Below are 22,467 nucleotides of genomic sequence, written 5' to 3'. Positions count from 1 at the left end.
GTTGAGGTCAATGGGAGCGCTCTCACGGCGGCGTGTCAACAGCTCGCGACGCACCGCGGCGGGTCAGAGCGACGTGCGATAGACCGTCGTACTGCGGCGCACCGACATCCCGAGGCGCTGGTACATCGCCAGCGCGCCCGTCCCGGAGTGCGTCCAGAGCGTCAGCGTCTGCTTGCCCCGCCGTCCCGCACCCAGCGCCGCGTAGGTGAGCAGCGCCCGGGCGAGACCGCGGCCCCGCTGGTCCCGCCGTACGGCGACCTGGTCGACGTACCCGTCAGGGGAGTCCGGGAGGTCGAGGCTGATCACGGCGCCGACGATCTCGTCACCCGCGACCGCGACGGGCGACAGTTCGGGGTCGAAGCTGGAGCGCTCGATGCTCGTGCCGGCCCACTCCTCGTACCCGTGCCGCCGCGGCTGCCACTCGTCGAACGCGTCCTGCACCACCTGATGCACCGCCCGCGCGTCCTCCGGCGCGAACGGCCGCAGCGTGACGCCATCGGGCAGGACCGGCGCGTCGCCGGTGACAGGTCGCTCGAGCAACCAGTTGGTCGCGAGGACGTCGTACCCGCGGGAGCGGAGCAGCGCGGTCCCGGCCTCGTCCGCGTCGTCGACGGTCTGCGCGAGCCAGTCGCTGTCGTGCTCGCGGGCGCGCTCCTCGGCCCAGTCGAGCAGCTGCGTCCCCAGACCGCGACCGACGTACGACGGATGGACGTCGATCTGCGCGCGCCGCCCGCCGTGGACCCAGGCCCAGGCGGCGAGGTCGCCGTTCGTCGCCTCGATCACCCGGGTGTCGAGGTCGAGCGTGATCAGCGGCCGCCGCAGGTCGGCCGCCACCGCACCCGCGGCCGTCTGCACCTGGCCGTGCCAGAGCTGCTCGGCCGCGGCGATCAGCTGCTGGATCGCGGGCGCGTCGTCGAGGGTGGCGGGGCGGGTCGTGAAGTCCATGCAGCAGATCCTGCCGCATGGCAACGATCAGGTCGGTGTGTCGGCGTCGGCGGCCTCGACCTCTTCGCGGGTGATGCCGAGCAGGTAGAGGATCGTGTCGAGGTACGGCACGCTCAGGTGGGTGTCGGCGGCCGCGCGGACGACCGGCTTCGCGTTGAACGCGACGCCCAGCCCGGCGGCGGCGAGCATGTCGAGGTCGTTGGCGCCGTCGCCGATCGCGACCGTCTGGGTCAGCGGCGTGCCGGAACGCTCGGCGAACCGGCGCAGCGCGGTCGCCTTGCCGGGCCGGTCGACGATGTCGCCGACGACGCGGCCGGTGAGCTTGCCGTCGACGATCTCGAGCTCGTTCGCCATCGCGTAGTCGATGCCGAGCTCGGCGGCCAGCTTGTCGGTGATCTGGCTGAACCCGCCGCTGACGATCGCGAACTGGTAGCCGAGCCGCTTCAGCGTCCGGACCAGCGTGCGCGCACCGGGCGCCAGCTCGATCGCGGCGTACACCTCGTCGAGGGTGCTCGCCGGCAGTCCCTCCAGCGCCGCGACCCGGTGCCGCAGCGACTCGGCGAACTCCAGCTCGCCGCGCATCGCCTGCTCCGTGACGGCGGCGACCTCGGCCAGCCGGCCGGCGTGCCCGGCGAGCATCTCGATGACCTCGCCCTGGATCAGCGTCGAGTCGACGTCCATCACGATCAGCCGCTTGGCCCGCCGGTACAGCCCGCCGTCCTGTACGGCGATGTCGAGGCCCTGCCGGACGCCTTCCTGCGCGAGGACGGTCCGCAGCGCCTCGGGCTCGGCGCCGGAGACGGCGAACTCCATCGCGGTCACCGGGTACCGGGCCATCCGGCTGATCCGGTCGATGTTCGCGCCGGTGTCGGCGATCCGGCCCGCGATCGCGGCCAGTCCGGCGGCGGACAGCGGGTGCCCGATCACGGTGACCTGGCTGCGGCCCTTGCGTCGCGGCTCGTTGTCGCCGACACCCTTCTTCACCGAGATGTCGACGTCGAGGACGTTCGCGAGCGCCTTGAGCTCTTCCTTCAGGGCCTTGTGGTCCCGGGGCGCCGAGAGCAGTACGCCGAGCACCAGGCGGCCGCGCAGTACGACCTGCTCGGCGTCGATCACCTCGAGCCCGCGGGTCGCGAGCGTGGACAGCACCGCGGACGTCAGCCCCGGCCGGTCGGTGCCCGTCAACGTCACCAGCACCGTCGGCCGCTCAGCCGCCGCTCTCTCAACCTCACCGAGCTCAGTCATCGCACCCAAACGCTACCCAACCCCTTCGCCCGCCGCCCCGCCGCGCCCAGGATCCGGCCACCTTGTGCGCCCACCAACCGTTTCGCGGCGCTGGAAATGGTTGGTGCGTGCACAAAGTCGCCGCGGACGCGCGGACGCGCGGACGCGCGGGTGCGGGGTGTGAGTGTGGGGTGGTGTGGGCGGCGCGGGGGTTAGGTGAGGGGTGGGGCGCAGGCGGCGACCAGGGCTCGGCGGGCTGCGGCCGCCAGGCCGAGGAGCGCGCGCCGGCGGGCGTCGGCCTCGGCGCCGGTGACCGCCGCACCGTCGTCCTCGAGCGCCGCGTCCGCGATCGCCAGACAGCGCCGGGCCGTCGCCGCCGTCTTGACCGCGCGGGGCTCGTACCCGGGCGCGAGGTCGTCGCCGCGGCCCTGCCCGATCTTGCGGATGTCGATCAGCGCGTCCGCGACCTCCGGCTTCCAGCGCGCGACGTCGAGTGCGGCGAGCGACTCAGCCGCCTCGATCAGCGCCATCCGCAGACCACGGTCGGCCTCGCCGAAGTCGGCCGGCAGCGGACTCGCCGCCGGCAACACGGTCCACTGCACAGCCGGACCGACGTACGACGGGACGAGCCCGACCTCCGGCCCCGTGAGGACGACGGCCTCGCCGGTCTCCAGCGCCGCCTCGTTGAACGCCGGGGGACCGGCCAGGCCGATCGGGTCACCCGGGACGGGCAGGGCGAGATGGGCCTGCTTGGTGCCCGCCGCGCGCAGCAGGTTCAGGGCGACCGGCAGTGTGGCCGGCTCGGGATGACCGGCGAGCCCCGCGACGTGATGACCGACGTCGTCACCGAGGATCTTCAGCGCGGCGGTGTCGGGATCGCAGGCGCCGGTGAGCATCGCGTTCGTCCAGACCGTGAACCGGACCGAGGCGGAGGTGGTCAGCACGCCCGCCAGTCTCTCAGAGGGCGTCCGACAACTCTCACCACCCGGCGACACGGCGCGGACGGCGACCCCTTAGGTTTTGGTGCATGACTGCAGTGGTGGAGCTGGCCGGGGTGACCATCGTCCGCAACGACGCGCGGCTGCTCGACGGGATCGACTGGACGATCGACGAGGCCGACCGCTGGGTGGTGATCGGCCCGAACGGCGCCGGCAAGACCACGCTGCTGCAGATCCTCGCCGCCCAGCTGCACCCGACGTCCGGCGTCGCCGGGCTGCTCGGCGAGGTGCTCGGCGCGGTCGACGTCTTCGAGCTGCGGCCGCGGATCGGCCTCACCAGCGCCGCGCTCGCCGACCGGCTGCCGCGCGGTGAGCGGGTGTCCGACGTCGTGGTGTCGGCGTCGTACGCCGTCCTCGGCCGCTGGATCGAGGAGTACGACGAGCTCGACCACGAGCGGGCCGGCGCGCTGCTGGCCGAGCTCGGCATCGCGCACCTGGCGGACCGGACGTTCGGCACCCTGTCGGAGGGTGAGCGCAAGCGGGTGCAGATCGCCCGGGCGCTGATGACGGACCCCGAGCTGATGCTGATGGACGAGCCCGCGGCCGGTCTCGACCTGACCGGGCGCGAGCAGCTGGTGCGCTCGCTCAGCTCGATCGCGACCGCGGTCGGGGCCCCGGCGATGGTGCTCGTCACCCACCACGTCGAAGAGGTTCCGCCCGGCTTCACGCACGCTCTGCTGCTCAAGCAAGGCCGGATCGTCGCCGCCGGCCCGATGGACGAGGCGCTCACCGCCGAGAACCTCAGCGAGACCTTCGACCTGGCCCTCACCCTCAAGCAGGAGGACGGCCGCTACACCGCCCGCGCCCTCTGACCCGGATCCCGCGGCCGGTGGGACGCGTCCAACACCTGCTGTGGAGCCCCCGACGTGGATAGGCTTGGCGAATGATGGATTGGCTGCGGGACAACATCTGGGCGGCGTGGCTGACGATCGCCGCCGTCCTCGGTCTGGCGGAGTTGGCGTCGCTCGACTTCACGCTGCTGATGCTGGCCGCCGGCGCGCTCACCGCCGCCGGGGTGGCGGCGTTCTTCCCGGGGCTGCTGTGGCTGCAGATCATCGTGGGGCTGATCGCCGCGGGCGCGATGCTGGGCGCGATCCGGCCGATGATCGTGCGCAAGATCCATCACGGCCAGGAACTGAAGACCGGTTCCGCGCACGTGATCGGGCGCACCGGCACCGTGGTGAAGGAGATCCACCCCGACGGCGGCGGCTCGGTCCGGCTCGGCGGCGACCTGTGGACCGCGCGGCCGTTCGACGAGGTGTCGACGATCGCGCCCGGGACCCGCGTCGAGGTGATGTCGATCGACGGCGCGACCGCGGTGGTCTACCCGGTCGGCGACCCGCTGCACCAGCAGCTCGGCACCAACGAGCCGCCCAAGCAGGATCCGCAGCAGGACCCGCCCCAGGCGTAGCGTCCGGTGGTCCCGCCGGCGCAGTACTGTCGGTGCTGAGGACGGCGGCGGCGTCGCTGCGTGCTCAGGTACCCGGCGCGCCGGGGAACCGGTACGCCGGATGGCCCGTCGATAGGAAAGACTGTCCGTCCTGAGGGCAATGCCGAGTGGAGGGTCGAAGTGACCGCGTTCCTTGTGGTGCTGGCACTGGTCGCCTTGCTGGTGATCGTGACACTGATCAAGTCCGTCCGGGTCGTGCAGCAGCAGACCGTCGGGATCGTCGAACGGTTCGGCAAGTTCAAGACCGGCCTGCAGCCGGGCCTGAACCTGCTGACGCCCTTCGTCGACAAGGTCCGCTACACGATCGACATGCGCGAGCAGGTCGTCGCGTTCCCGCCGCAGGGCGTCATCACCGAGGACAACCTGATGGTGTCGATCGACTCCGTCATTTACTTCCAGGTGAACGACCCGGTGCGCGCGACGTACGAGATCTCCAACTACATCCAGGCGATCGAGCAGCTGACCATGACGACGCTGCGGAACATCATCGGCGGCATGGACCTGGAGCAGACGCTGACCTCGCGCGAGGAGATCAACGAGAAGCTCCGGTACGTGCTGGACGAGGCGACCGGCAAGTGGGGCATCCGGGTGAACCGGGTCGAGCTGCGCTCGATCGACCCGCCGCCGTCGATCCAGGACTCGATGGAGAAGCAGATGCGCGCCGACCGCGACAAGCGCGCCGCGATCCTCACCGCGGAAGGTATGCGGCAGTCGGCGGTCCTGTCGGCCGAGGGCCAGAAGCAGTCCGCGATCCTCACCGCCCAGGGTGACAAGGAGTCCCGGATCCTGCGGGCGCAGGCCGAGCGCGAGGCCCGGATCCTGAAGGCGCAGGGTGAGGCGCAGGCCATCACCACCGTCTTCAACGCGATCCACGCGGGCAAGCCGGACCAGGGTCTGCTGGCCTACCAGTACCTGCAGATGCTGCCGTCGATCGCGCAGGGCGACGCGAACAAGCTGTGGATCGTGCCGAGCGAGATCGGCGACGCGCTCAAGGGTCTCGGCAGCGCGGTCGGCCAGGTGGCCGGTATCCCGCAGAAGGCCGAGGGGCAGTGGGAGGCGCCGGAGCTCGCCGACGGTGAGGTGCCGGCGATCGACACCGGCGCCGAGGTGAGTACGCCGGACGCCGCCGTGGCCGAGGCCGACAACGCGGTCGCCGAGGCGATCGCGGCCGCGCAGAACGCGGCCGTCAGCAGCCGCAGCCAGGCCGCGCCGAGCACACCGTCGGTCCCGCCGCCGGCCCCGGGCCCCGCACCGAGCCAGGAGCCGCCGGCGCAGGAGCCGCCGCAGCGCTGACGACAGCACCAGCACGACAGCACCAGCACGAGAGCCCTTCCGGAGTCGTTCCGGGAGGGCTCTTGACTGTTCAACCGCCGGACAGTTCTGCGGCGAACTGGGCGGCTGCGTAGAGTCGGGCAGCGATGACATGGTTCGAGGCGGTGTTCGTCCTGCTGGCGGGGATGGGCGCGGGAACGATCAACGCCGTGGTGGGGTCGGGCACGCTGCTCACCTTCCCCGCGTTGCTTGCCGTCGGCATCCCACCGGTGCTGGCGAACGTCAGCAACACGGTCGGCCTCGCGCCCGGTACGGCGGCCGGCGCGATCGGCTACCGGCGCGAGCTCGAAGGACAGCGCGGGCGGATGCTCCGGCTGGTCCCGGCGTCGCTGGCCGGCGGCATCGTCGGGGGAGTACTGCTGCTCACGCTGCCCGACTCCGCGTTCCACGCGGTCGTACCGGTGCTGATCCTGCTCGGCTGTCTGCTGGTCGCGTTCCAGCCGTGGTTGTCGCGCTGGATCAGTGTCCCGGCGCACCAGCACCGCGGCGCCTGGTGGGTGATCCCGGCCGTCTTCGCGACCGGGGTGTACGGCGGGTACTTCGGCGCCGCGCAAGGCGTGCTGCTGATGGCGATCCTGGGCCTCGGGCTGGACGCGAACCTGCAGCGGATGAACGGCCTGAAGAACGTGCTCGCGACGGTGGTGAACAGCGTCGCCGCCATCCTGTTCGTGATCGTCTCCGACGTGGACTGGCTGGCCGCGGCGCTGATCGCGGGCGGGTCGACGATCGGCGGTTTCCTCGGCGCCCGCTACGGCCGCCGGCTGCCGCCGATCGCGCTGCGCGCGCTGATCGTCTGCATCGGCATCCTCGCCATCGTCACGATGGTGTTCTGACCTGCAAGCCGGCCAGTAACAGGTCGAGCCCGTAGTCGAACTGCTCGTCGCCACCGGTCGTCCGGGCGAGCTCGGGCGCCAGCTCCACCACCGACGGGAACTCCCGCGCCGACAGTGACTCCATCGTGGCCCGCAGCCGCCGCCACGCCTCGGGATCGCGGCGCTCCGCGGCCATCTGGATCTCCCACGACGTTGCCCCGAGCACGTACGTGAACAACGTCGTGTGGGTCCGCGCCGCCGCCTCCGGGCCGAACCCCGCGGACCGCAGGACGCCGAGCAGGCCCTCGGCCACCCGCGCCGTCTCGTGCCCGCTCAGCGGCCGCCCCGCGAGTAGTTGCGCCAGGCAAGGATGCTGCAGCATCAGCAGCCGCAGCGAGCGGCACACCGACCGCACCTGGTCCGGCCACGACGCATCGGCGGGTACGTCGGGCAGCAACGACATCAGGTGATCGCGGACGGCGTCGTACAGCTCGTCCTTGTTCCGGAAGTAGGTGTAGAGAGCCATCGGGCCGACGCCGAGCTCGGCGGCCACGCCGCGCAGGCTGAACGCGTCGGTGCCCTTCGCCTCCATCAACCCGAGCGCGGTGCGCACGATCAGGTCGGCGCTCAAGGTGTTCCGCGGCGTCCGCGCCATGTGACCCAGCTCCCTCCTCAGCGACTACAGCGTTCCTAACGTACAGTGTATAGTACGGTGTATGCGAGCCATTCAGATCACCGAGTTCGGCGGGCCCGAGGTGCTCGCGGTCAGCGACGTCCCGGAGCCGGTGGCCGGCGACGGGCAGGTCCTGATCGCGGTCGACCGGGCGGGCATCAACTACGCGGACACCCACCAGGTCGAGAACAGCTACCTCTCGAAGACCGAGCTTCCGCTGATCCCCGGCGGCGAGGTGGTCGGGCGCACGCAGGACGGCCGCCGCGTGGTCGCGCTCGTCGGTTCCGGCGGGTACGCCGAGCAGGCCGTGGCGCACGCGCCGTACGTCTGGGACGTTCCCGAAGGGGTCACCGACGGGCAGGCGCTCGCGCTCGTCCTGCAGGGCACCACGGCGTGGCACCTGCTCAAGACCTCCACGCACCTGCAGCCGGGGGAGTCCGTCCTCGTGCACGCCGGTGCGGGTGGTGTCGGTTCGCTCGCCGTGCAGCTCGCGAAGCTCTGGGGTGCCGGCCGCGTGATCGCGACCGCCTCGACCGAGGAGAAGCGCAAGCAGGTCCTCGAGCTCGGCGCGGACAGTGCAATTGATGGGGCAGCGATCGACGGTACGCCGGAAGGCCTGAAGGACCGGATCCTCGAGGCGAACGGCGGCCACCGTGTCGACGTCGTGCTCGAGATGGTCGGCGGCCCGACGTTCGACGAGTCGTTCGCCGCGCTGGCCCGCTTCGGTCGGCTGGTCACGTTCGGCGCCGCGTCCCGGCAGGCGGCCGCGGCGCTCGACCCGGGCCGGTTGATGAAGGGCTCCAAGACCGTCGCCGGCTTCTGGCTGGCCGACTGCTTCGCGCAGCCGCAGTTGCTCGGCGGCCCGCTGGCCGAGCTGTTCGACCTGACCGCGAACGGCAAGCTGCACCCGGTCGTCGGCGGCGAGTACGCGCTGTCCGACGCCGCCACCGCCCACCAGGACATGCGAGCCCGCCGGACCGTCGGCAAGCTCCTGCTCGATCCCACTCGCTGAGGAGAGAAGAACAGCTATGACGATCGCTGTCGAGAAGGTTCTGTACACCGCCCGCGCCACCGCGAACGGCGGCCGGGACGGCAAGGTCGCGACCGACGACGGCAAGCTCGACGTCGTGGTCGTGCCGCCGGCCGAGATGGGTGGCAGCGGCAACGGCACCAACCCGGAGCAGCTGTTCGCGGCCGGTTACGCGGCCTGCTTCCACAGTGCGCTGAAGGTCGTCGCGCGCCGGGAGCGTCAGGATGTCGAGGGCTCGACCGTCACCGCCGAGGTCGGCATCGGCGCGATCAACGGCGGCGCCGGCTACGGTCTCGAGGTCGCGCTCGTGGTCAGCCTGCCGGGCATCGAGGACCGTGCGGTCGCCGAGGACCTGGTCGCCAAGGCGCACCAGGTCTGCCCGTACTCGAACGCCACCCGCGGCAACATCAAGGTCGACCTCAAGGTCGCCTGACGCACTACATCCGGCCGAGGGCGTCCTTGAGGATGCCCTCGGCCGTGGACACCGGGTCCGCCGCGATCGTCAGCCCCTCCATGATCGCGACGTACTCGTCGACCTCCTCGATCTTGTCCAGGTACAGCGCGCTGGACGCGTGCTCGATGTAGACGACGTCCGGCAGGTCGCTGTCCGCGAACCGCAGCAGGCTGAACGAACCGCCCGCGCCGGGATAGCCGACGCTGGTGAACGGCATCACCTGCAGCGTGATGTTCGGCCGCTGCGACCACTCCATCAGGTGCTCGATCTGTGCCCGCATCACGGCCCGGCCGCCGACCGGCCGGTACAGCACCGACTCGTCGATGACCACCCAGAGCTTCACCGGGTTCGGCCGGGTGAGGATCTGCTGCCGGGTCACCCGGAGCGCGACCCGCTGGTCGACCTCCGGCTCCGGCAGGAACGACTTCCCGAGCTGTACGACGGACCGCGCGTACTCCTCGGTCTGCAGCAGGCCGGGGACGAACATCACCTCGTACGTGCGGATCAGCGTCGCGGCCAGCTCGAGGCCGACGTAGTTCGCGAACCAGGCCGGCAGCACGTCGCCGTACCGCGACCACCAGCCGGGGTTGTTCGCGGCCCGGGCCAGCTCCATCAGCCGGACGCGCTCGTCCTCGTCGCCCATCCCGTACAGCTCGAGCAGGTCGCTGACGTCGCGCTCCTTGAACCCGACCCGGCCGAGCTCCATCCGGCTGACCTTGGACTCCGAGGCCCGGATCTGCCAGCCCGCGTCGGCGCGACTGAACCCGGCGGATTCGCGCATCCGCCGCAACTGCCCGCCGAGCATGATGCGAAGTGCGGTGGGACCGCCCTCGCCGCCGCTCGTCGCCGCCTGCTCACTCACCCTGACCCACGCCCAGCCACGCACCCATTTCAGCGGGTGATGTTACCGCCTGTCCACAGGTATCGGCCGATCGGTCGTCCGCGCACCGGAATCCCGCGCGAGCTGCCTGACGAGGAAGCGAGCGTCGCGGTCCACGCCCTGGATGCTCGCGGACGCGATCGCGTACTGGAAATCGAGCCCGACGAAGCCCAGCCCGGGAACGTCCGTCGACACCCCGCGCTCGTGCCGCGGCCGGCCGTCGGCGTCGAAGACCGGCAGGTCGATCCAGCCGTGGTCCGGATCCGAGCCGGTGCACCAGACCACCGTCGTCACGTCCTCTAAGACGTCGCCGTCAGCTGTCACCGGCCGGCCGTCGCGCACGCCGGCGATCCGGCCGATCCGTTCGATCCCGGCGGCCTCGAGGTGCTCGAGCTTGTTGCGGGTCAGCGGCAGCCCGTTCACCAGCGCGTTCGCGATCGCCTTGCGGCCCATCGGCGTCCGGCGGGTGAAGACGTACTTGAACAGGAACATCACCACCGGCGTGAACAGGTGCCCGATCGTCGAGTCGATGTCGACCGGGACCTGACCCGGGTGCCGGCCGGCCAGCAGCGTGCGGTGCGTCTTGACGGCTTCGAGGGCGATGTCGGTACCGGAGTTGGCCGCACCAACGACCAGCACGGTGCCGTCCGCGAGCTGCGCCGGGTTCCGGTAGTCGAGCGAGTGCAGTTGCCGGATCGACGGATCCAGCTCGCCGGCGAACGCCGGCCACCGCGGCGTGCTGTGCATCCCGGCGGCGACCACGACCCGGTCGGCCCGCCAGTCGCCCGCGGTCGTCTCCACCAGGAACCCGTCGTCGTCCCGCGACAACCGCGTCACTCGTACGCCGGTCCGCACCGGCAGTTGGTGATGTACGACGTACCGCTCGAGGTAGTCCGCCATCTCGTCGCGCGTCGGGCAGTCGCGCGTGCCGATCCGGAGCCCCGGCAGGCTCGCATACCGCGGCAGGCTGAACAGCCGCAACGAGTCGTACCGCTGCCGCCAGCAGTCGCCGACCCGCTCGTTGGCCTCGAGAATGACGAAGTCGTCCCGCAGGTAATACCCCGCCGCCAGCCCGGCCTGCCCCGCCCCGATCACTACAGTCCCGACCCTGTTCATAGCCCCAAGCTAAGCGGCTGCCGGTCGCGCGACATCAGCCGATCACGCCATCTTCGGTCGGGTCGGTTGGTCATTTCTGTGTATTGACGCCGTGCTGCAGCGCCCACGCGGTGGCCGCCGACCGGCTGGACACGTTCAGCTTCGCGAAGATGTTGCTGACGTGCCGCGCCACCGTCCGCTCGCTGAGGAACAGTTCGTTGGCGATCGCGCGATTGGTGGCCCCGGTCGCGAGCACCCGCAGTACGTCGAGCTCCCGGGGCGACAGGCCCGTGCCGTCGAAGGGCTGGGCGAGTTGGTCCAGCGCGGTCAGCTGCTCGATCGCACCCAGGCGTTCGAAGACGGACCGCGCGCCATCGAGCTCCATCTGCTCGGCGTCGACGTCCCCGAGCGCCCGGCACGCCTGCGCGACCAGCACGCGGGTCTGCGCGCCCTCGAACGGCATCTCCAGCCGCTGCCACAACGTCCACGCCCGCCGCAACAGCGGGATCGCGCCCTGTGGATCACCGCACGCGATCCGCACCGCACCCTCGCAGTACGCCGCGAGCGCCTGCAGGTACGGCGAGTCCGCGCGCGCCAGGTCGTGCAGCTCGGCGGCCGCCTTCCGCGCGGTCTCGCGGTCGGCCGTGTCGAGCGCGATCGAGACCCGCGCCGCCAGCAGCAGCGGGCGGTTGGCGGCGAGCCGGTCCTCGGCCAGCGCGCGTTCGAGCCCGGCGACGGCGGCGCCGACCTGGCCCTGGTACGCGCGCAACAGCGCGAGACCGGGCTGGACGTCGGTCCCATCCGCGGCCGCGGCGACGTACGCACGTTCCGCTTCGTCGTACCGGCCGCGCTGCCGCTCGACCTCCGCGAGCCGGTACCACGCCGAGCCGACGGCGCCCGCGGTCAGCCTGCGGCAGGCGTCCGCGGCCGCCTCCGCGGCGTCGGACCAGGCGCCGCGGAACTGCAGGATCTGCGCGCGGTGCACCAGGCACGTACCGCGGTACGGCACGAGGCCGGTCTGCTGGTCGCACCAGCCGGTCAACGCCTGCGTCCATTCCTGCGCGCGACGGATGTCGTACTGGTCGAGGCAGCGGGCGATCACCGAGCAGTAGGCCATGCCGGCGACCTCGGGGCCGACCTCGCTCGCGGTCACGTGCACCATCGCCTCGTCCAGCGCCTTCAAGGCCTCGGCGCCGCGGCCGAGCATCGCGAGGCAGTTGCCCCGGCCGAGCGCGGCCAGCACGATCGCGTCCGGCTCGGTCGCCCAGCGAAGGTTCTGTTCGAAGAGCGGGAGGGCCGCGGCCGGGTCGCCGGAGTTCATCGTCAACGCCGCGTCGGCCATCGCGAGCAGCCCGGCGAGCTGCGGCTGCTCGGGTGGCACGAGGCGCTCGATCCGCGCCTGCCAGCCGGCGGCCCGGGCCAGCTCACCGCGGGTCTGCAGGTGGAACCCGAGCCAGAAGCCGCTGCGGATCGCGGCCGGCACGTCGCCCGCGGCGAGATGCGCCTCATACGCGCGCTCGCGGTGCGCCGCCACCTCGTCGTCGTGACCGAGGACGAAGGCGGCGACCGCGAGCCGGTCGAGGTCCCCGGGCGGCAGCGGGGCGCGCCGGTCGGCCGCCGTCAGCTCGGCGTACTCGGCGGGCCAGTCGTGCTGCTCCATCCCGTGCTGCTGCCGCTCAGTGCTGGGCGAGTTCCAGCACGGTTGCCGTCGGCAACTTGGCGAGCTCGGTGCCGTCGATCAGCAGCTTCGAGCCGCGGATGCCGCTGCCGATCACCACCGGTCCGGCCTGGACGACGGCCTCGTCGACCAGCACCGGCCAGTCCGCGGGCAGCCCGACCGGCGTGATCCCGCCGTACTCCATGCCGGTCGTGCCGACCGCGTCGTCCTGCGCCGCGAACGAGATCTTCCGGACGCCGAGGTGCTTGCGGACCACGCCGTTCACGTCGGCCCGGTCGGTGGCCAGCACCAGCACCGCGGCGTACGACTCCTCGCCGGCGCGCTTGCCGAGCACGACCACACAGTTCGCCGAGGCGGCCAGCGGTACGTCGTACTCCGCGCAGAACGCCGCGGTGTCCGCGAGCTCGGCGTCGATCGGGGCGGCGTACGCCGGGAGGTCGCCGAGCGCGTCTCGCACCGGCGCGGCGAGCAGCTCCGGGACGTCGGCCGCGGGCTGCCACTCCAGCTTGCCCAGCACCGGCCCGGTCATTCGGCACTCCTGTTGGTCAGGTCGGCGTACTCGGGGTGCTCCTCGAGGAAGTCCTGGTAGAACGGGCAGGCAGGCTTCACCCGGAGCCCGAGGGCGCGCGCGTCGTCGAGGGACTTCGTCGCGATCGTGCCGGCCACCCCGCGGCCGCGGTACTCCGGCAGCGTCTCGGCGTGCAGGAAGCTGATGACGCCCGGGTGCAGCTTGTAGTCGACGAAGCCCATCAGCGTCCCCTCGGCGTCGTGCGCCTCGTACCGGCTGCGCTCCTTGGCGTCCACCACGGTGATCTCGTTCTCCATGCCCGCCACTGTAACCAGCGGCGCGAACCCTAGGATGACCGCGTGGGTTCGCTGCTGATCGCCGGTACGACGTCCGACGCCGGGAAGACGACGGTCGTCACCGGGTTGTGCCGGTGGCTGGCGCGGCAGGGCGTGCGGGTCGCGCCGTATAAGGCGCAGAACATGTCGAACAACTCGATGGTCTGCGCCGACGGCACCGAGATCGGGCGCGCGCAGTGGATCCAGGCCGTCGCGGCCGGCGCCGAGCCCGAGGCCGCGATGAACCCGGTGCTGCTCAAGCCGGGCAGCGACCGGCGCAGTCACGTCGTGCTGATGGGGGAGCCGTGGGGCGAGCTGTCCGCGCGCGGCTTCCTCACCGAGCGCGCCGAGCTCGCGAAGGCGGCGTTCGCGGCGTACGACGATCTCGCGTCGCGGTACGACGTGGTGATCAGCGAGGGCGCGGGCAGCCCAGCAGAGATCAACCTGCGGCAGTCCGACTACGTGAACATGGGACTCGCGCAGCACACGAAGGCGCCGGTCGTGGTGGTCGGCGACATCGACCGCGGGGGAGTGTTCGCCTCGATGTTCGGCACGGTCGCGCTGCTCGACGCGGCCGACCAGGCCCTGATCAGCGGGTTCCTGGTGAACAAGTTCCGCGGCGACGTGTCGCTGTTGCGGCCGGGCATCGACATGCTGACGTCCGTGACGGGCCGGCCGACGTACGGCGTCCTGCCGTGGCTGCCCGAGCTCTGGCTGGACTCCGAGGACGCGCTCGACATCCCGGCCCGCCGGACCTCGCCGGGCGACCTGCTGACGATCGCGGTCGTGCGGTTCCCGCGGATCAGCAACTTCACCGACCTGGACGCGCTCGCCGTGGAGCCGACCAACAGCGTGTTCTTCACCACCAGTCCGGGGGAGGTCCGGGACGCGGACCTGGTCGTCCTGCCGGGGTCCCGCGCGACGGTGTCCGACCTGGCCTGGCTCCGCGAGAACGGCCTCGCCGACGCGATCGCGGCCCGCGTCGCCGAACGCCGTCCAGTGCTGGGAATTTGTGGTGGGTACCAGGCTCTCGGATCATCCGTCTCCGATCCGCACGGGGTGGAGACCGGTGGTGATCACCCCGGACTGGGGTTGTTGCCGGTCACAACCGTGTTCAGCCGGGAGAAGGTGCTCCGGCGGCCGGCGCGCACGGCGTACGAGATCCACCACGGTGTAGTCGACGTGATCGGTGACGCCGAGGAGTTCCCCGGCGGCTGTCGCAGCGGCAACACCTGGGGCACGATCTGGCACGGTCTCCTGGACGACGACGCCGCCCGCCATGCCTTCCTGCGCGAGGTGGCAGCGCTGACCGGCAAGCCGGCGCCTGACGGTTCGGTCTCGTTCGCCGGGCTGCGCGAGGCCCGGCTGGACCGCCTGGCCGACATGATCGACGAACACGCCGACACCTCGGCCCTGCTGCACCTGATCGAGAACGGCGCACCAGCCGTCCCCTTCGTCCCACCGGGAGCACCATGAAGACCGTGCTGCAGGACTACCTCCAGGACACCCGGGCGCTGCTGCTCGCGAAGCTGGACGGGCTGAGCGAGTACGACCGGCGCCGGCCGCTCGTGCCGTCCGGTACGAACCTGCTCGGGCTGGTGAAGCACCTGGTCGGGATCGAGTACGTGTACCTCGGGACCAGTGTCGGCCGGCCGCCGGCGGAGCCGCTGCCGTGGGAGGCCGACGGATCGGTGTGGGAGGGCGCCGACATGTGGGCCAAGCCGACCGAGTCGACGGAGTACATTACCGGCCTCTACCGCGAGGCCTGTGCGCACAGCGACCGGTCGATCGCCGAGCTCGACCTCGACCACCCCGCCGAGGTCCCGCACTGGGCCGAGGGGAAGCGCGCGACGACGTTCGGCGCCTTGCTGGTCCGGGTCGTCGACGAGACCGCCCACCACGCCGGCCACGCGGACATCGTCCGCGAACTCATCGACGGCCAGGGCGGCCGGGACGCGGACGCCCTCGACGAGGCCGGCTGGACGGAGTACTACACGACGATCCAGCGGGCCGCGGAGACGTTCCTGTCAGACTGAGGCCGTGGATGACTTCGAGCGTCTCCGCGGGCGGCTGTTCGGGATCGCCTACCGGATGACGGGGACGGCGACCGACGCCGAGGAGGTCCTGCAGGACGCGTGGCTGCGCTGGCAGGACGCCGACCGGACGACGGTCCGCGACCCGGACGCGTACCTCGCGAAGATCGTCACCAACCTCGCGATCAAGCAGCTCACGTCGGCGCGGGCCAGGCGGGAGCTGTACGTCGGCCAGTGGATGCCGGAGCCGGTGCTGACCGGGCGGGCCGAGTTCGACGCGCTCGGGCCGCTGGAGGTCGTCGCGGAGCGGGAGTCGGTGTCGTTCGCGTTGCTGCTCCTGCTCGAACGGCTCACGCCGGCCGAGCGAGCGGCGTACGTGCTGCACGAGGCGTTCGCGTACGGGTACCGCGAGGTGGCCGAGCTGATCGGGACCTCGGAGGCGAACGCGCGGCAGCTGGGGTCCCGGGCGAGCAAGAAGCTGGCCGCCGAGGCGCCGAACGAGCAGCCGGTCGACCGGGCCGGGTGGCGGAAGCTGGTCGAGCGCTTCATCGCGGCGGCACGGCTGGGGGAGATCGAGGAGCTGGAGAAGCTGCTGGCCGAGGACGTTGTGTCCCGCGCCGACAGCGGCGGCAAGGTGTCCGCGGCCCGCAACGTGGTGGCCGGCCGGAGCCGCGTCGCGCGCTACGTGGCCGGGGCGCTGCAGCGGTTCGGTGGCGGCATCGAGGCGCACCTGGCCGAGGCGAACGGCGGACCGGCGCTGGTCGCGATCGGCCCCGACGGCGAGGTGGTCGCGATCTGCTTCGTGACCATCGGCCCGGACGGTGTCACCGCCCTGGAGTTCGTGATGAATCCGGACAAGCTGGCCTTCGCCGCCGGCCAGTTGTCACACATCGGGAGGCTGTCCGATCTGAGCTGGTGACGAAAGGAAACCCATGACCTCCATCCTTGTCACCGGCGGAACCGGCACCCTCGGCCGGCCGACCGTGGCCCGGCTCCAGGCCGCCGGCCACCAGGTCCGGGTGCTCAGCCGGAAACCCGGCCCCGACCGCGCCGTCGGCGACCTGACCACCGGCGCCGGACTCGCCGAAGCCTTCGACGGGTCCGACGTGGTCGTGCACCTGGCCACCAGCTCGGGCAGCAAAGACGTCGAGCAGACCCGGCACCTGCTCGCCGCCGCCTCCGGCGTCCGGAACCTGATCGTGATGTCGATCGCCGGCATCGACCGGATCCCGCTGCCGTACTACAGGTCCAAGCTCGAGGCCGAGCGCCTGGTCGCCGAGTCCGGGGTGCCCTACACGATCCTGCGCGCGACCCAGTTCCACAACCTGATCGACCGGGTCTTCGGCGCCGAGCGCTTCCTCCCGGCGCTGCTCGCCCCGGCGGTCACCCTGCAGCCGATCTCGGTCGACGAGGTCGCGGTACGGCTCGCCGAACTCGTCGAACAGCCCGCGGTCAAGGGCCGGGCGGCGGACATCGGCGGCCCCGAACGCCGGCCCGTCGTCGAACTGGCCCGGCTCTGGAAGCAGGCCCGCTCGTCCCGGCGGCCCGTCGTACCGCTGTGGGTGCCGGGGAAGACGTTCAAGGCGTTCGCCGCCGGCGCGGCAACGGTCGACGGGCCGGAGTACGGGCGGATCACGTTCGCGGAGTACCTGCGGTGAGGGGCTATGTGCGCGCGGTGCTGGTGATCTTCGCCGCGCTGCAGCTGGTGCTCGGGGTGTGGCTGACCTTCGTGCCGAAGAGCTTCTACGACCATGTGCCGACCGTCGACTGGGATCCGCCGTACGCGGAGCACGCGTTCCGCGACTTCGGGGCGGCGTCGCTCGGGCTGAGCGTCGTACTGATCGCCGCCGTGATCCGGTTCGACCGGTTCCTCGCGATGCTGGCACTGCTGGCGTACGTCGTGTTCTCGCTGCCGCACGCCGTGTTCCACCTCGGCCATCTGCACGGCGACGAGGTCGGCTGGTCGATCGTGCTCGCCACCTTCGTGAGCCTGATGGTGTTGCTGCCGCTGACCGCGCTGGCCGGGGCACGCAGGATGACTTGACGACTGTGACAGTAGGACTGTCACAATAGCCGCCATGGGTCCACTCGAGGGCGTGAAGGTGGTCGAGCTGGCCGGTCTCGGCCCGGCGCCGTTCGCGTGCATGCTGCTCGCCGAACTCGGCGCCGAGGTGCTCCGGATCGACCGCCCCGGCGGCGGACTGTCCCTCGGGCCGCCCGAGCTCGACCTCGTCAACCGCGGCCGCCGGAGCGTGGCGCTGGACCTGAAACAGCCCGCGGCGGTGGATGTCGTACGTCGCCTCGTCGCACAGGCCGACGTACTGGTCGAGGGGTTCCGGCCCGGGGTCGCCGAGCGGCTCGGGCTGGGACCCGAGGACTGTCACGCGGTCAATCCGCGGCTGGTCTACGGGCGGATGACCGGCTGGGGGCAGGACGGGCCGCTGGCGCAGTCCGCGGGCCATGACATCGACTACCTGGCGTTGTCGGGTGCGCTGCACCTGATCGGTCGGGCCGGCGGACCGCCGCAGGTGCCGGCGAACCTGCTCGGTGACTTCGCCGGTGGCTCGCTCTATCTCGTGATCGGCGTCCTCGCGGCGCTTCACGACGCGCAGCGCGGCGGGCGGGGACAGGTCGTGGACGCGGCGATCGTCGACGGCGCGGCGCATCTGACCACGATGCTGCTCGGCGCCCTCGCGGCCGGGTCGTGGCGGCAGGAGCGCGGGACGAACCTGCTCGATACCGGTGCGCCGTTCTACGACGTCTACGAGACGGCTGACGGGAAGCACGTCGCGGTCGGTGCGCTCGAGCCGCAGTTCTACGCGGAGCTGATCGACAAGCTGGGCGTCGACGCACCGGACCGCGACGACCCGGCGCACTGGCCAGAGCTGCGGAAGGTGCTGACCGAGGCGTTCCGGCAGCGGACGCAGGCGGAGTGGACCGAGCTGTTCGACGGCTCGGACGCGTGCGTCGCGCCGGTGCTGCCGCTGGCCGCTGACCATCCGCATCTCGTTGCCCGCGGCACCTTCGTGGAGCACCACGGCGTCCGGCAGGCGGCGCCCGCGCCGCGCTTCGACCGTACGCCGACCAGCCTGGACCGCCCGCCCGCGCGGGCGGGGCAGCACACCCGCGAGGCGCTCACGGACTGGGGTGTCACCGATGTCGACGCACTGCTGGAGTCCGGCGCCGCCGTCCAGAACTGAAAGGAACCCGCCTGTGGAACGTCAGCTCTTCGACGCCGATCACGACGCCTTCCGGGAGACCGTGCGGTCGTTCTGCGACAAGGAGATCGTGCCGCACCACGACAGCTGGGAGGAGGCCGGGATCGTCCCGCGGGAACTGTGGACGGCCGCCGGGGCCGCGGGCCTGCTCGGGTTCATGATGCCGGAGGAGTACGGCGGGGGCGGTGCGCGGGACTTCCGGTTCAACACCGTGCTGATCGAGGAGCTGACCCGGGTTCGGGCGAGCGGCGTCGGGTTCACCATCCACACCGACATCAATTCGGCGTACCTGCTCGATTACGCGACCGAGGAGCAGAAGCGGCGGTGGCTGCCCGCGTTCTGCTCGGGGGAGACGATCACGGCGATCGCGATGACCGAGCCCGGGGCCGGCAGCGACCTGCAGGGCATCCAGACCACCGCGCGCCGCGACGGCGACCACTACGTGCTGAACGGGCAGAAGACGTTCATCTCGAACGGCATCCTCGCGGACCTGGTGATCGTGGTGGCCAAGACCGATCCGGCGGCCGGGGCGCAGGGCATCTCGCTGCTCGTCGTCGAGCGCGGGATGCCGGGGTTCGAGCGCGGGCGGAACCTGGACAAGATCGGGCTCAAGGCGCAGGACACCGCCGAACTGTTCTTCGACGACGTCCGGGTGCCGGCGGCGAACCTGCTCGGCGAGGAGGGCAGGGGCTTCGTCTACCTGATGGAGAAGCTGCCCCAGGAGCGGCTGACGATCGCGGTGGTCGCGGCCGCGGCCTGCGAGAACATGCTCGACGACACACTGCGCTACGTGAAGGAGCGCAAGGCGTTCGGCCGCCCGATCGGCTCGTTCCAGAACAGCCGCTTCGTCCTCGCGGAACTCGCCACCGAAACGCAGATCGCACGGGTCTTCGTCGACCGCTGCATCCAGGAGCTGAACGCCGGCACCCTCACGGTAGCCGAGGCGGCAATGGCCAAATGGTGGACCACCGAACTCCAGAAGAAGGTCGTCGACCGCTGCCTCCAACTCCACGGCGGCTACGGCTTCATGACCGAATACCCCATCGCCAAGGCCTACCTCGACACCCGCATCCAAACCATCTACGGCGGCACCACCGAAATCATGAAAGAAATCATCGGCCGCACGATGGGAATCTGACCTGACCGTGGTTGACTTCCTCCAGGAGCGAGGGAGGTCGGTATGGGGATCGTTTCGCCGGGGTTCGGGGGGCGGCGGCGGGGTGGGGCGGAGTTGCCGCCGGGGCAGTATCTGACGCGGGAGTTTCCGGTGTTGTCGGCGGGGCCCACGCCGCAGATCCGGACCGAGCACTGGGAGTTCACGGTCACGACCGAGACCGGTGAGCGGTACAAGTGGGACTGGGCGGCGCTGACCGCGTTGCCGGCCGAGGAGATCACCAAGGACATCCACTGCGTGACCCGCTGGTCCAAGCTGCAGACGACCTGGAAGGGCGTCTCGCTGGACACGCTGCTCGAGGACGTCGAGACCGGCGCGGACTTCGCGATGGCGCACAGCTACGGCGGCTACACCACGAACCTGCCGCTCGAGGACCTGCTCGACGGGCAGTCCTGGATCGCGTACGAGTACGACGGCGAGCCCCTGGACCCGGAGCACGGCGGCCCCGCGCGGCTGCTCGTCCCGCACCTGTACTTCTGGAAGAGCGCCAAGTGGGTCCGCGGCCTCGTGCTGTCCGACACCGAGGACCTCGGCTTCTGGGAGACCGCCGGCTACCACGAGTACGGAGACCCATGGAAAGAACAGCGATACGCCGGCGACTGATGTGGCAGGTCGCCACGGTCACGGACGTACGGCGGGAGACCGAGACGGCCCGGACGATCGTGCTCGACGTCCCGGACTGGCCCGGGCATCTCGCGGGCCAGCATCTCGACGTACGACTCACGGCCGAGGACGGGTACCGCGCGTCCCGGTCGTACTCGATCGCGTCGGCGTGGCCGGGCTCCGACAGTGGCTCGACGATCGAGCTGACCGTCGAGCGGCTGCCGGACGGCGAGGTGTCGCCGTACCTGGTCGACGTACTGAAGGCCGGGGACCCGCTGGAGATCCGCGGCCCGGTCGGCGGCTGGTTCGTGTGGAAGCCGGAACAGGAAGGCCCGGTGCAGCTGATCGGCGGCGGGTCGGGCGTCGTGCCGTTGCGCGCGATGCTGCGGGCGCACGCGGCGGCCGGGAGCACGACGCCGATGCGGTTGCTGTACTCCGTCCGGCGCCCGGACGCGGTGATCTACGTCAGCGACCTGAAGGAGCTCGCCGGCTCGGACGACGTCGACGTACGGCTGGTGTACACGCGGGAGGCTCCGGCGGGGGAGCCGCGGGTCGGGCGGATCGACGCGGAGACGATCGCGCAGCACGCGTTCAAGCCTGCCGACGGCGCGACGACGTACGTCTGCGGGCCGACGCCGTTCGTGGAGGCGGTGGCCGACCTGCTGGTCGCGGCCGGGCACGATCCGGCCCAAGTGAGAACGGAGCGGTTCGGATGAGCCCTGCCAACGATCAAGCCAACTACCTCGACGGCAACGCGGCCGCCGGCGCCCTGAGCGAACTGTTCGCCGTGGACCTGACGGCCGCGACCGCCCAGTGCAACGGCTGCGGGAAGACCGCGGTCTTCGCGGAGGCGCGCGTGTACGTCGACGCGCCCGGAATGGTTGCCCGCTGCAACGGCTGCGAGGCCGTCCTGCTCCGCGTGGTCAGCACTCCCGACAACACCTACCTGGACCTCCGCGGCCTGACGTACCTGCGCGTCCCGAACCCGTGATCGCACGCCGCGTCGTCGTGCACGGCCAGGTCCAAGGCGTCTTCTTCCGCGCGAGCTGCCGCCGGGCCGCTCAGGAAGCGGGCGTCGCGGGCTGGGTCCGCAACCTCCCGGACGGCACCGTCGAGGCGTTCTTCGAGGGGCCCGAGGACGACGTCGGCCGGATGGTCGACTGGGCGCGCCATGGTCCGCCGCACGCCGCGGTGGACCGGATCGACGTGACCGACGAGCCGCCGACCGGGAGCGGCGGCTTCGCGATCACCTACTAGCGCGCTTGCTCTGCGTACGGCGGATGGTGTCGCGCTGGGTCTCGCCGACGGCGCGTTCGTACGCCAGCACGAGGCCCTGGATGGTGACCGGCTTGAAGCGCTCGACGAGCTGCTGGATGTGTTCGGGCGGGCCGCCGGAGTCGCGGTAGTGCGGCCAGACCTTGGTGCGGAACACCTCGGTCAACTCCTCGGCGATCGCGCGGCCGTGCTCGGTGAAGATCCGGCCCGCGTCGAGCACCGCCTCGACCGGCAGGTCCAGGTCGAGCAGCTCCACGCCGAGGCTGAGGTGCGCGGTCGCGACCTGGAACACGTCCTCATCCGGCGTCGGCTCGACCACCCCGAGCGCGACCAGCATCTCGATGTCGTCGTCGGACAGCTCCCGGCCGGTACGCCGTACCAGCGCCGCCCGGTCCAGCGTCTCCGGCAGGTCCCGCATCCACGGGGTCAGCAGGGTGCGGTGCAGCGCGATGTCCTGCGGGGTCGCGTCGCTGGGGATGCGCTCCAGGTACCCCTCGATGGCCTGCAGCGTGAACCCGTGCGCCTGCAGTTCCCGCACGAGATCGAGGCGCGCGATGTGCTCCGCGCCGTAGTACCCGACCCGGCCGCGGCGGATCGGCGGCGGGATCAAGCCCCGGCCCGCGTAGAAGCGCAGTGTGCGCACCGTCATCCCGACCCGCGCGGACAGCTCGTCCACCGTGAGAGTCGCGTCCCCCGCCACTTCCGACATGGCCGAGATCATAACGAGTGCCCCTTGACCACCGTGACAGT

Annotated in this window: 27 protein-coding genes; 17 read left to right on the top strand and 10 right to left on the bottom strand. The window is 71.3% G+C overall.

Going from position 1 to position 22,467, the window contains the following annotated elements; translation table 11 throughout:
* Nucleotides 1-63 precede the first annotated feature (63 nt).
* From ABN611_RS35410 to ABN611_RS35400, 3 genes are all read right to left on the bottom strand, one after another.
* On the bottom strand, nt 64-945 hold the full coding sequence (locus ABN611_RS35410; protein ID WP_350276654.1) for a GNAT family N-acetyltransferase: 882 nt from the start codon (nt 943-945) through the stop codon (nt 64-66).
* Between the two features lie 27 nt (nt 946-972).
* Entirely contained in the window at nt 973-2,190 is a 1,218-nt protein-coding gene (gene serB / locus ABN611_RS35405; RefSeq protein WP_350276653.1) for a phosphoserine phosphatase SerB, read from the bottom strand.
* A gap of 191 nt (nt 2,191-2,381) precedes the next feature.
* Nucleotides 2,382-3,113, bottom strand: coding sequence for a hypothetical protein (locus tag ABN611_RS35400; RefSeq protein WP_350276652.1), 732 nt, complete (start codon nt 3,111-3,113; stop codon nt 2,382-2,384).
* 83 nt (nt 3,114-3,196) lie between these two features.
* Between ABN611_RS35400 and ABN611_RS35395 the strand changes: the two genes are divergently transcribed.
* The 4 genes from ABN611_RS35395 to ABN611_RS35380 all read left to right on the top strand — a co-directional run bounded on the left by ABN611_RS35395 (nt 3,197) and on the right by ABN611_RS35380 (nt 6,782).
* A complete protein-coding gene (locus tag ABN611_RS35395; RefSeq protein WP_350276651.1) occupies nt 3,197-3,979 on the top strand; it encodes an ABC transporter ATP-binding protein in 783 nt (260 codons plus the stop codon).
* Between the two features lie 71 nt (nt 3,980-4,050).
* A complete protein-coding gene (locus tag ABN611_RS35390) occupies nt 4,051-4,578 on the top strand; it encodes an NfeD family protein (protein ID WP_350276650.1) in 528 nt (175 codons plus the stop codon).
* Nucleotides 4,579-4,737: 159 nt separating this feature from the next.
* Nucleotides 4,738-5,910, top strand: coding sequence for an SPFH domain-containing protein (locus ABN611_RS35385; protein WP_350276649.1), 1,173 nt, complete (start codon nt 4,738-4,740; stop codon nt 5,908-5,910).
* A gap of 125 nt (nt 5,911-6,035) precedes the next feature.
* Nucleotides 6,036-6,782: a sulfite exporter TauE/SafE family protein gene (locus ABN611_RS35380; RefSeq protein WP_350276648.1), complete on the top strand. Its 747-nt coding sequence runs from the start codon at nt 6,036-6,038 to the stop codon at nt 6,780-6,782.
* Here ABN611_RS35380 and ABN611_RS35375 read toward each other — a convergent pair.
* The gene (locus ABN611_RS35375; protein WP_350276647.1) at nt 6,766-7,416 is read right to left on the bottom strand and encodes a TetR/AcrR family transcriptional regulator; all 651 of its coding nucleotides are present in this window, start codon (nt 7,414-7,416) and stop codon (nt 6,766-6,768) included. The two genes, ABN611_RS35380 and ABN611_RS35375, sit on opposite strands and share 17 nt — an antisense overlap.
* Nucleotides 7,417-7,477: 61 nt before the next feature.
* Here ABN611_RS35375 and ABN611_RS35370 point away from each other — a divergent pair, with 61 nt between their 5' ends.
* Together ABN611_RS35370 and ABN611_RS35365 are read left to right on the top strand one after the other, a co-directional pair.
* Nucleotides 7,478-8,446, top strand: a complete 969-nt coding sequence (locus tag ABN611_RS35370) for a zinc-binding dehydrogenase (RefSeq protein WP_350276646.1) — start codon at nt 7,478-7,480, stop codon at nt 8,444-8,446.
* Between the two features lie 16 nt (nt 8,447-8,462).
* On the top strand, nt 8,463-8,897 hold the full coding sequence (locus tag ABN611_RS35365) for an organic hydroperoxide resistance protein (RefSeq protein ID WP_350276645.1): 435 nt from the start codon (nt 8,463-8,465) through the stop codon (nt 8,895-8,897).
* 4 nt (nt 8,898-8,901) lie between these two features.
* On the opposite strand, the gene ABN611_RS35360 is transcribed toward ABN611_RS35365, so the two are convergent.
* The 5 genes from ABN611_RS35360 to ABN611_RS35340 all read right to left on the bottom strand — a co-directional run bounded on the left by ABN611_RS35360 (nt 8,902) and on the right by ABN611_RS35340 (nt 13,396).
* Nucleotides 8,902-9,723: a helix-turn-helix transcriptional regulator gene (locus ABN611_RS35360; RefSeq protein WP_350281726.1), complete on the bottom strand. Its 822-nt coding sequence runs from the start codon at nt 9,721-9,723 to the stop codon at nt 8,902-8,904.
* Nucleotides 9,724-9,822: 99 nt separating this feature from the next.
* Nucleotides 9,823-10,914 carry an NAD(P)/FAD-dependent oxidoreductase gene (locus ABN611_RS35355; protein ID WP_350276644.1) on the bottom strand — a complete coding sequence of 364 codons (1,092 nt, stop codon included), beginning with the start codon at nt 10,912-10,914 and terminating at the stop codon, nt 9,823-9,825.
* A gap of 70 nt (nt 10,915-10,984) precedes the next feature.
* Nucleotides 10,985-12,553 (bottom strand): response regulator transcription factor, encoded by a 1,569-nt coding sequence (locus tag ABN611_RS35350; protein ID WP_350276643.1) that lies wholly within the window; start codon nt 12,551-12,553, stop codon nt 10,985-10,987.
* A 16-nt stretch (nt 12,554-12,569) separates the two neighbouring features.
* Complete coding sequence (locus ABN611_RS35345) at nt 12,570-13,100, bottom strand: YbaK/EbsC family protein (RefSeq protein WP_350276642.1); 531 nt, start codon at nt 13,098-13,100, stop codon at nt 12,570-12,572.
* Nucleotides 13,097-13,396 carry a GNAT family N-acetyltransferase gene (locus tag ABN611_RS35340; RefSeq protein ID WP_350276641.1) on the bottom strand — a complete coding sequence of 100 codons (300 nt, stop codon included), beginning with the start codon at nt 13,394-13,396 and terminating at the stop codon, nt 13,097-13,099. Before ABN611_RS35340 ends, ABN611_RS35345 begins: the two co-directional genes overlap by 4 nt.
* Before the next feature lie 42 nt (nt 13,397-13,438).
* On the opposite strand from ABN611_RS35340, the gene ABN611_RS35335 reads away from it, so the two are divergent.
* From ABN611_RS35335 to ABN611_RS35285, 11 genes are read left to right on the top strand one after another with little or no spacing between them, the layout of a single operon-like run.
* Nucleotides 13,439-14,890 (top strand): cobyric acid synthase, encoded by a 1,452-nt coding sequence (locus ABN611_RS35335; RefSeq protein WP_350276640.1) that lies wholly within the window; start codon nt 13,439-13,441, stop codon nt 14,888-14,890.
* Entirely contained in the window at nt 14,887-15,450 is a 564-nt protein-coding gene (locus ABN611_RS35330; protein ID WP_350276639.1) for a DinB family protein, read from the top strand. The genes ABN611_RS35335 and ABN611_RS35330 overlap by 4 nt, the downstream gene beginning before the upstream one ends.
* Nucleotides 15,451-15,454: 4 nt before the next feature.
* Nucleotides 15,455-16,366: an RNA polymerase sigma factor SigJ gene (sigJ, locus tag ABN611_RS35325; RefSeq protein ID WP_350276638.1), complete on the top strand. Its 912-nt coding sequence runs from the start codon at nt 15,455-15,457 to the stop codon at nt 16,364-16,366.
* Between the two features lie 13 nt (nt 16,367-16,379).
* On the top strand, nt 16,380-17,105 hold the full coding sequence (locus tag ABN611_RS35320; RefSeq protein WP_350276637.1) for an NAD(P)H-binding protein: 726 nt from the start codon (nt 16,380-16,382) through the stop codon (nt 17,103-17,105).
* Nucleotides 17,102-17,491: a hypothetical protein gene (locus ABN611_RS35315; RefSeq protein WP_350276636.1), complete on the top strand. Its 390-nt coding sequence runs from the start codon at nt 17,102-17,104 to the stop codon at nt 17,489-17,491. The genes ABN611_RS35320 and ABN611_RS35315 overlap by 4 nt, the downstream gene beginning before the upstream one ends.
* Before the next feature lie 34 nt (nt 17,492-17,525).
* Nucleotides 17,526-18,647: a CaiB/BaiF CoA-transferase family protein gene (locus ABN611_RS35310; protein WP_350276635.1), complete on the top strand. Its 1,122-nt coding sequence runs from the start codon at nt 17,526-17,528 to the stop codon at nt 18,645-18,647.
* A 13-nt stretch (nt 18,648-18,660) separates the two neighbouring features.
* Entirely contained in the window at nt 18,661-19,803 is a 1,143-nt protein-coding gene (locus ABN611_RS35305) for an acyl-CoA dehydrogenase family protein (protein WP_350276634.1), read from the top strand.
* A 42-nt stretch (nt 19,804-19,845) separates the two neighbouring features.
* Complete coding sequence (locus tag ABN611_RS35300; protein WP_350276633.1) at nt 19,846-20,442, top strand: sulfite oxidase-like oxidoreductase; 597 nt, start codon at nt 19,846-19,848, stop codon at nt 20,440-20,442.
* Nucleotides 20,412-21,158 (top strand): ferredoxin reductase, encoded by a 747-nt coding sequence (locus tag ABN611_RS35295; RefSeq protein ID WP_350276632.1) that lies wholly within the window; start codon nt 20,412-20,414, stop codon nt 21,156-21,158. Before ABN611_RS35300 ends, ABN611_RS35295 begins: the two co-directional genes overlap by 31 nt.
* Nucleotides 21,155-21,433: a DUF6510 family protein gene (locus tag ABN611_RS35290; protein WP_350276631.1), complete on the top strand. Its 279-nt coding sequence runs from the start codon at nt 21,155-21,157 to the stop codon at nt 21,431-21,433. Before ABN611_RS35295 ends, ABN611_RS35290 begins: the two co-directional genes overlap by 4 nt.
* Nucleotides 21,430-21,699 (top strand): acylphosphatase, encoded by a 270-nt coding sequence (locus ABN611_RS35285; RefSeq protein WP_350276630.1) that lies wholly within the window; start codon nt 21,430-21,432, stop codon nt 21,697-21,699. Before ABN611_RS35290 ends, ABN611_RS35285 begins: the two co-directional genes overlap by 4 nt.
* Here the strand turns inward: ABN611_RS35285 and ABN611_RS35280 are convergent.
* Nucleotides 21,689-22,426 carry a MerR family transcriptional regulator gene (locus ABN611_RS35280; RefSeq protein WP_350276629.1) on the bottom strand — a complete coding sequence of 246 codons (738 nt, stop codon included), beginning with the start codon at nt 22,424-22,426 and terminating at the stop codon, nt 21,689-21,691. The two genes, ABN611_RS35285 and ABN611_RS35280, sit on opposite strands and share 11 nt — an antisense overlap.
* Nucleotides 22,427-22,467: the final 41 nt, after the last annotated feature.

This window comes from Kribbella sp. HUAS MG21 (assembly GCF_040254265.1).
Lineage (GTDB): Bacteria > Actinomycetota > Actinomycetes > Propionibacteriales > Kribbellaceae > Kribbella.
This window is presented reverse-complemented; position numbering and strand designations above follow the sequence as displayed.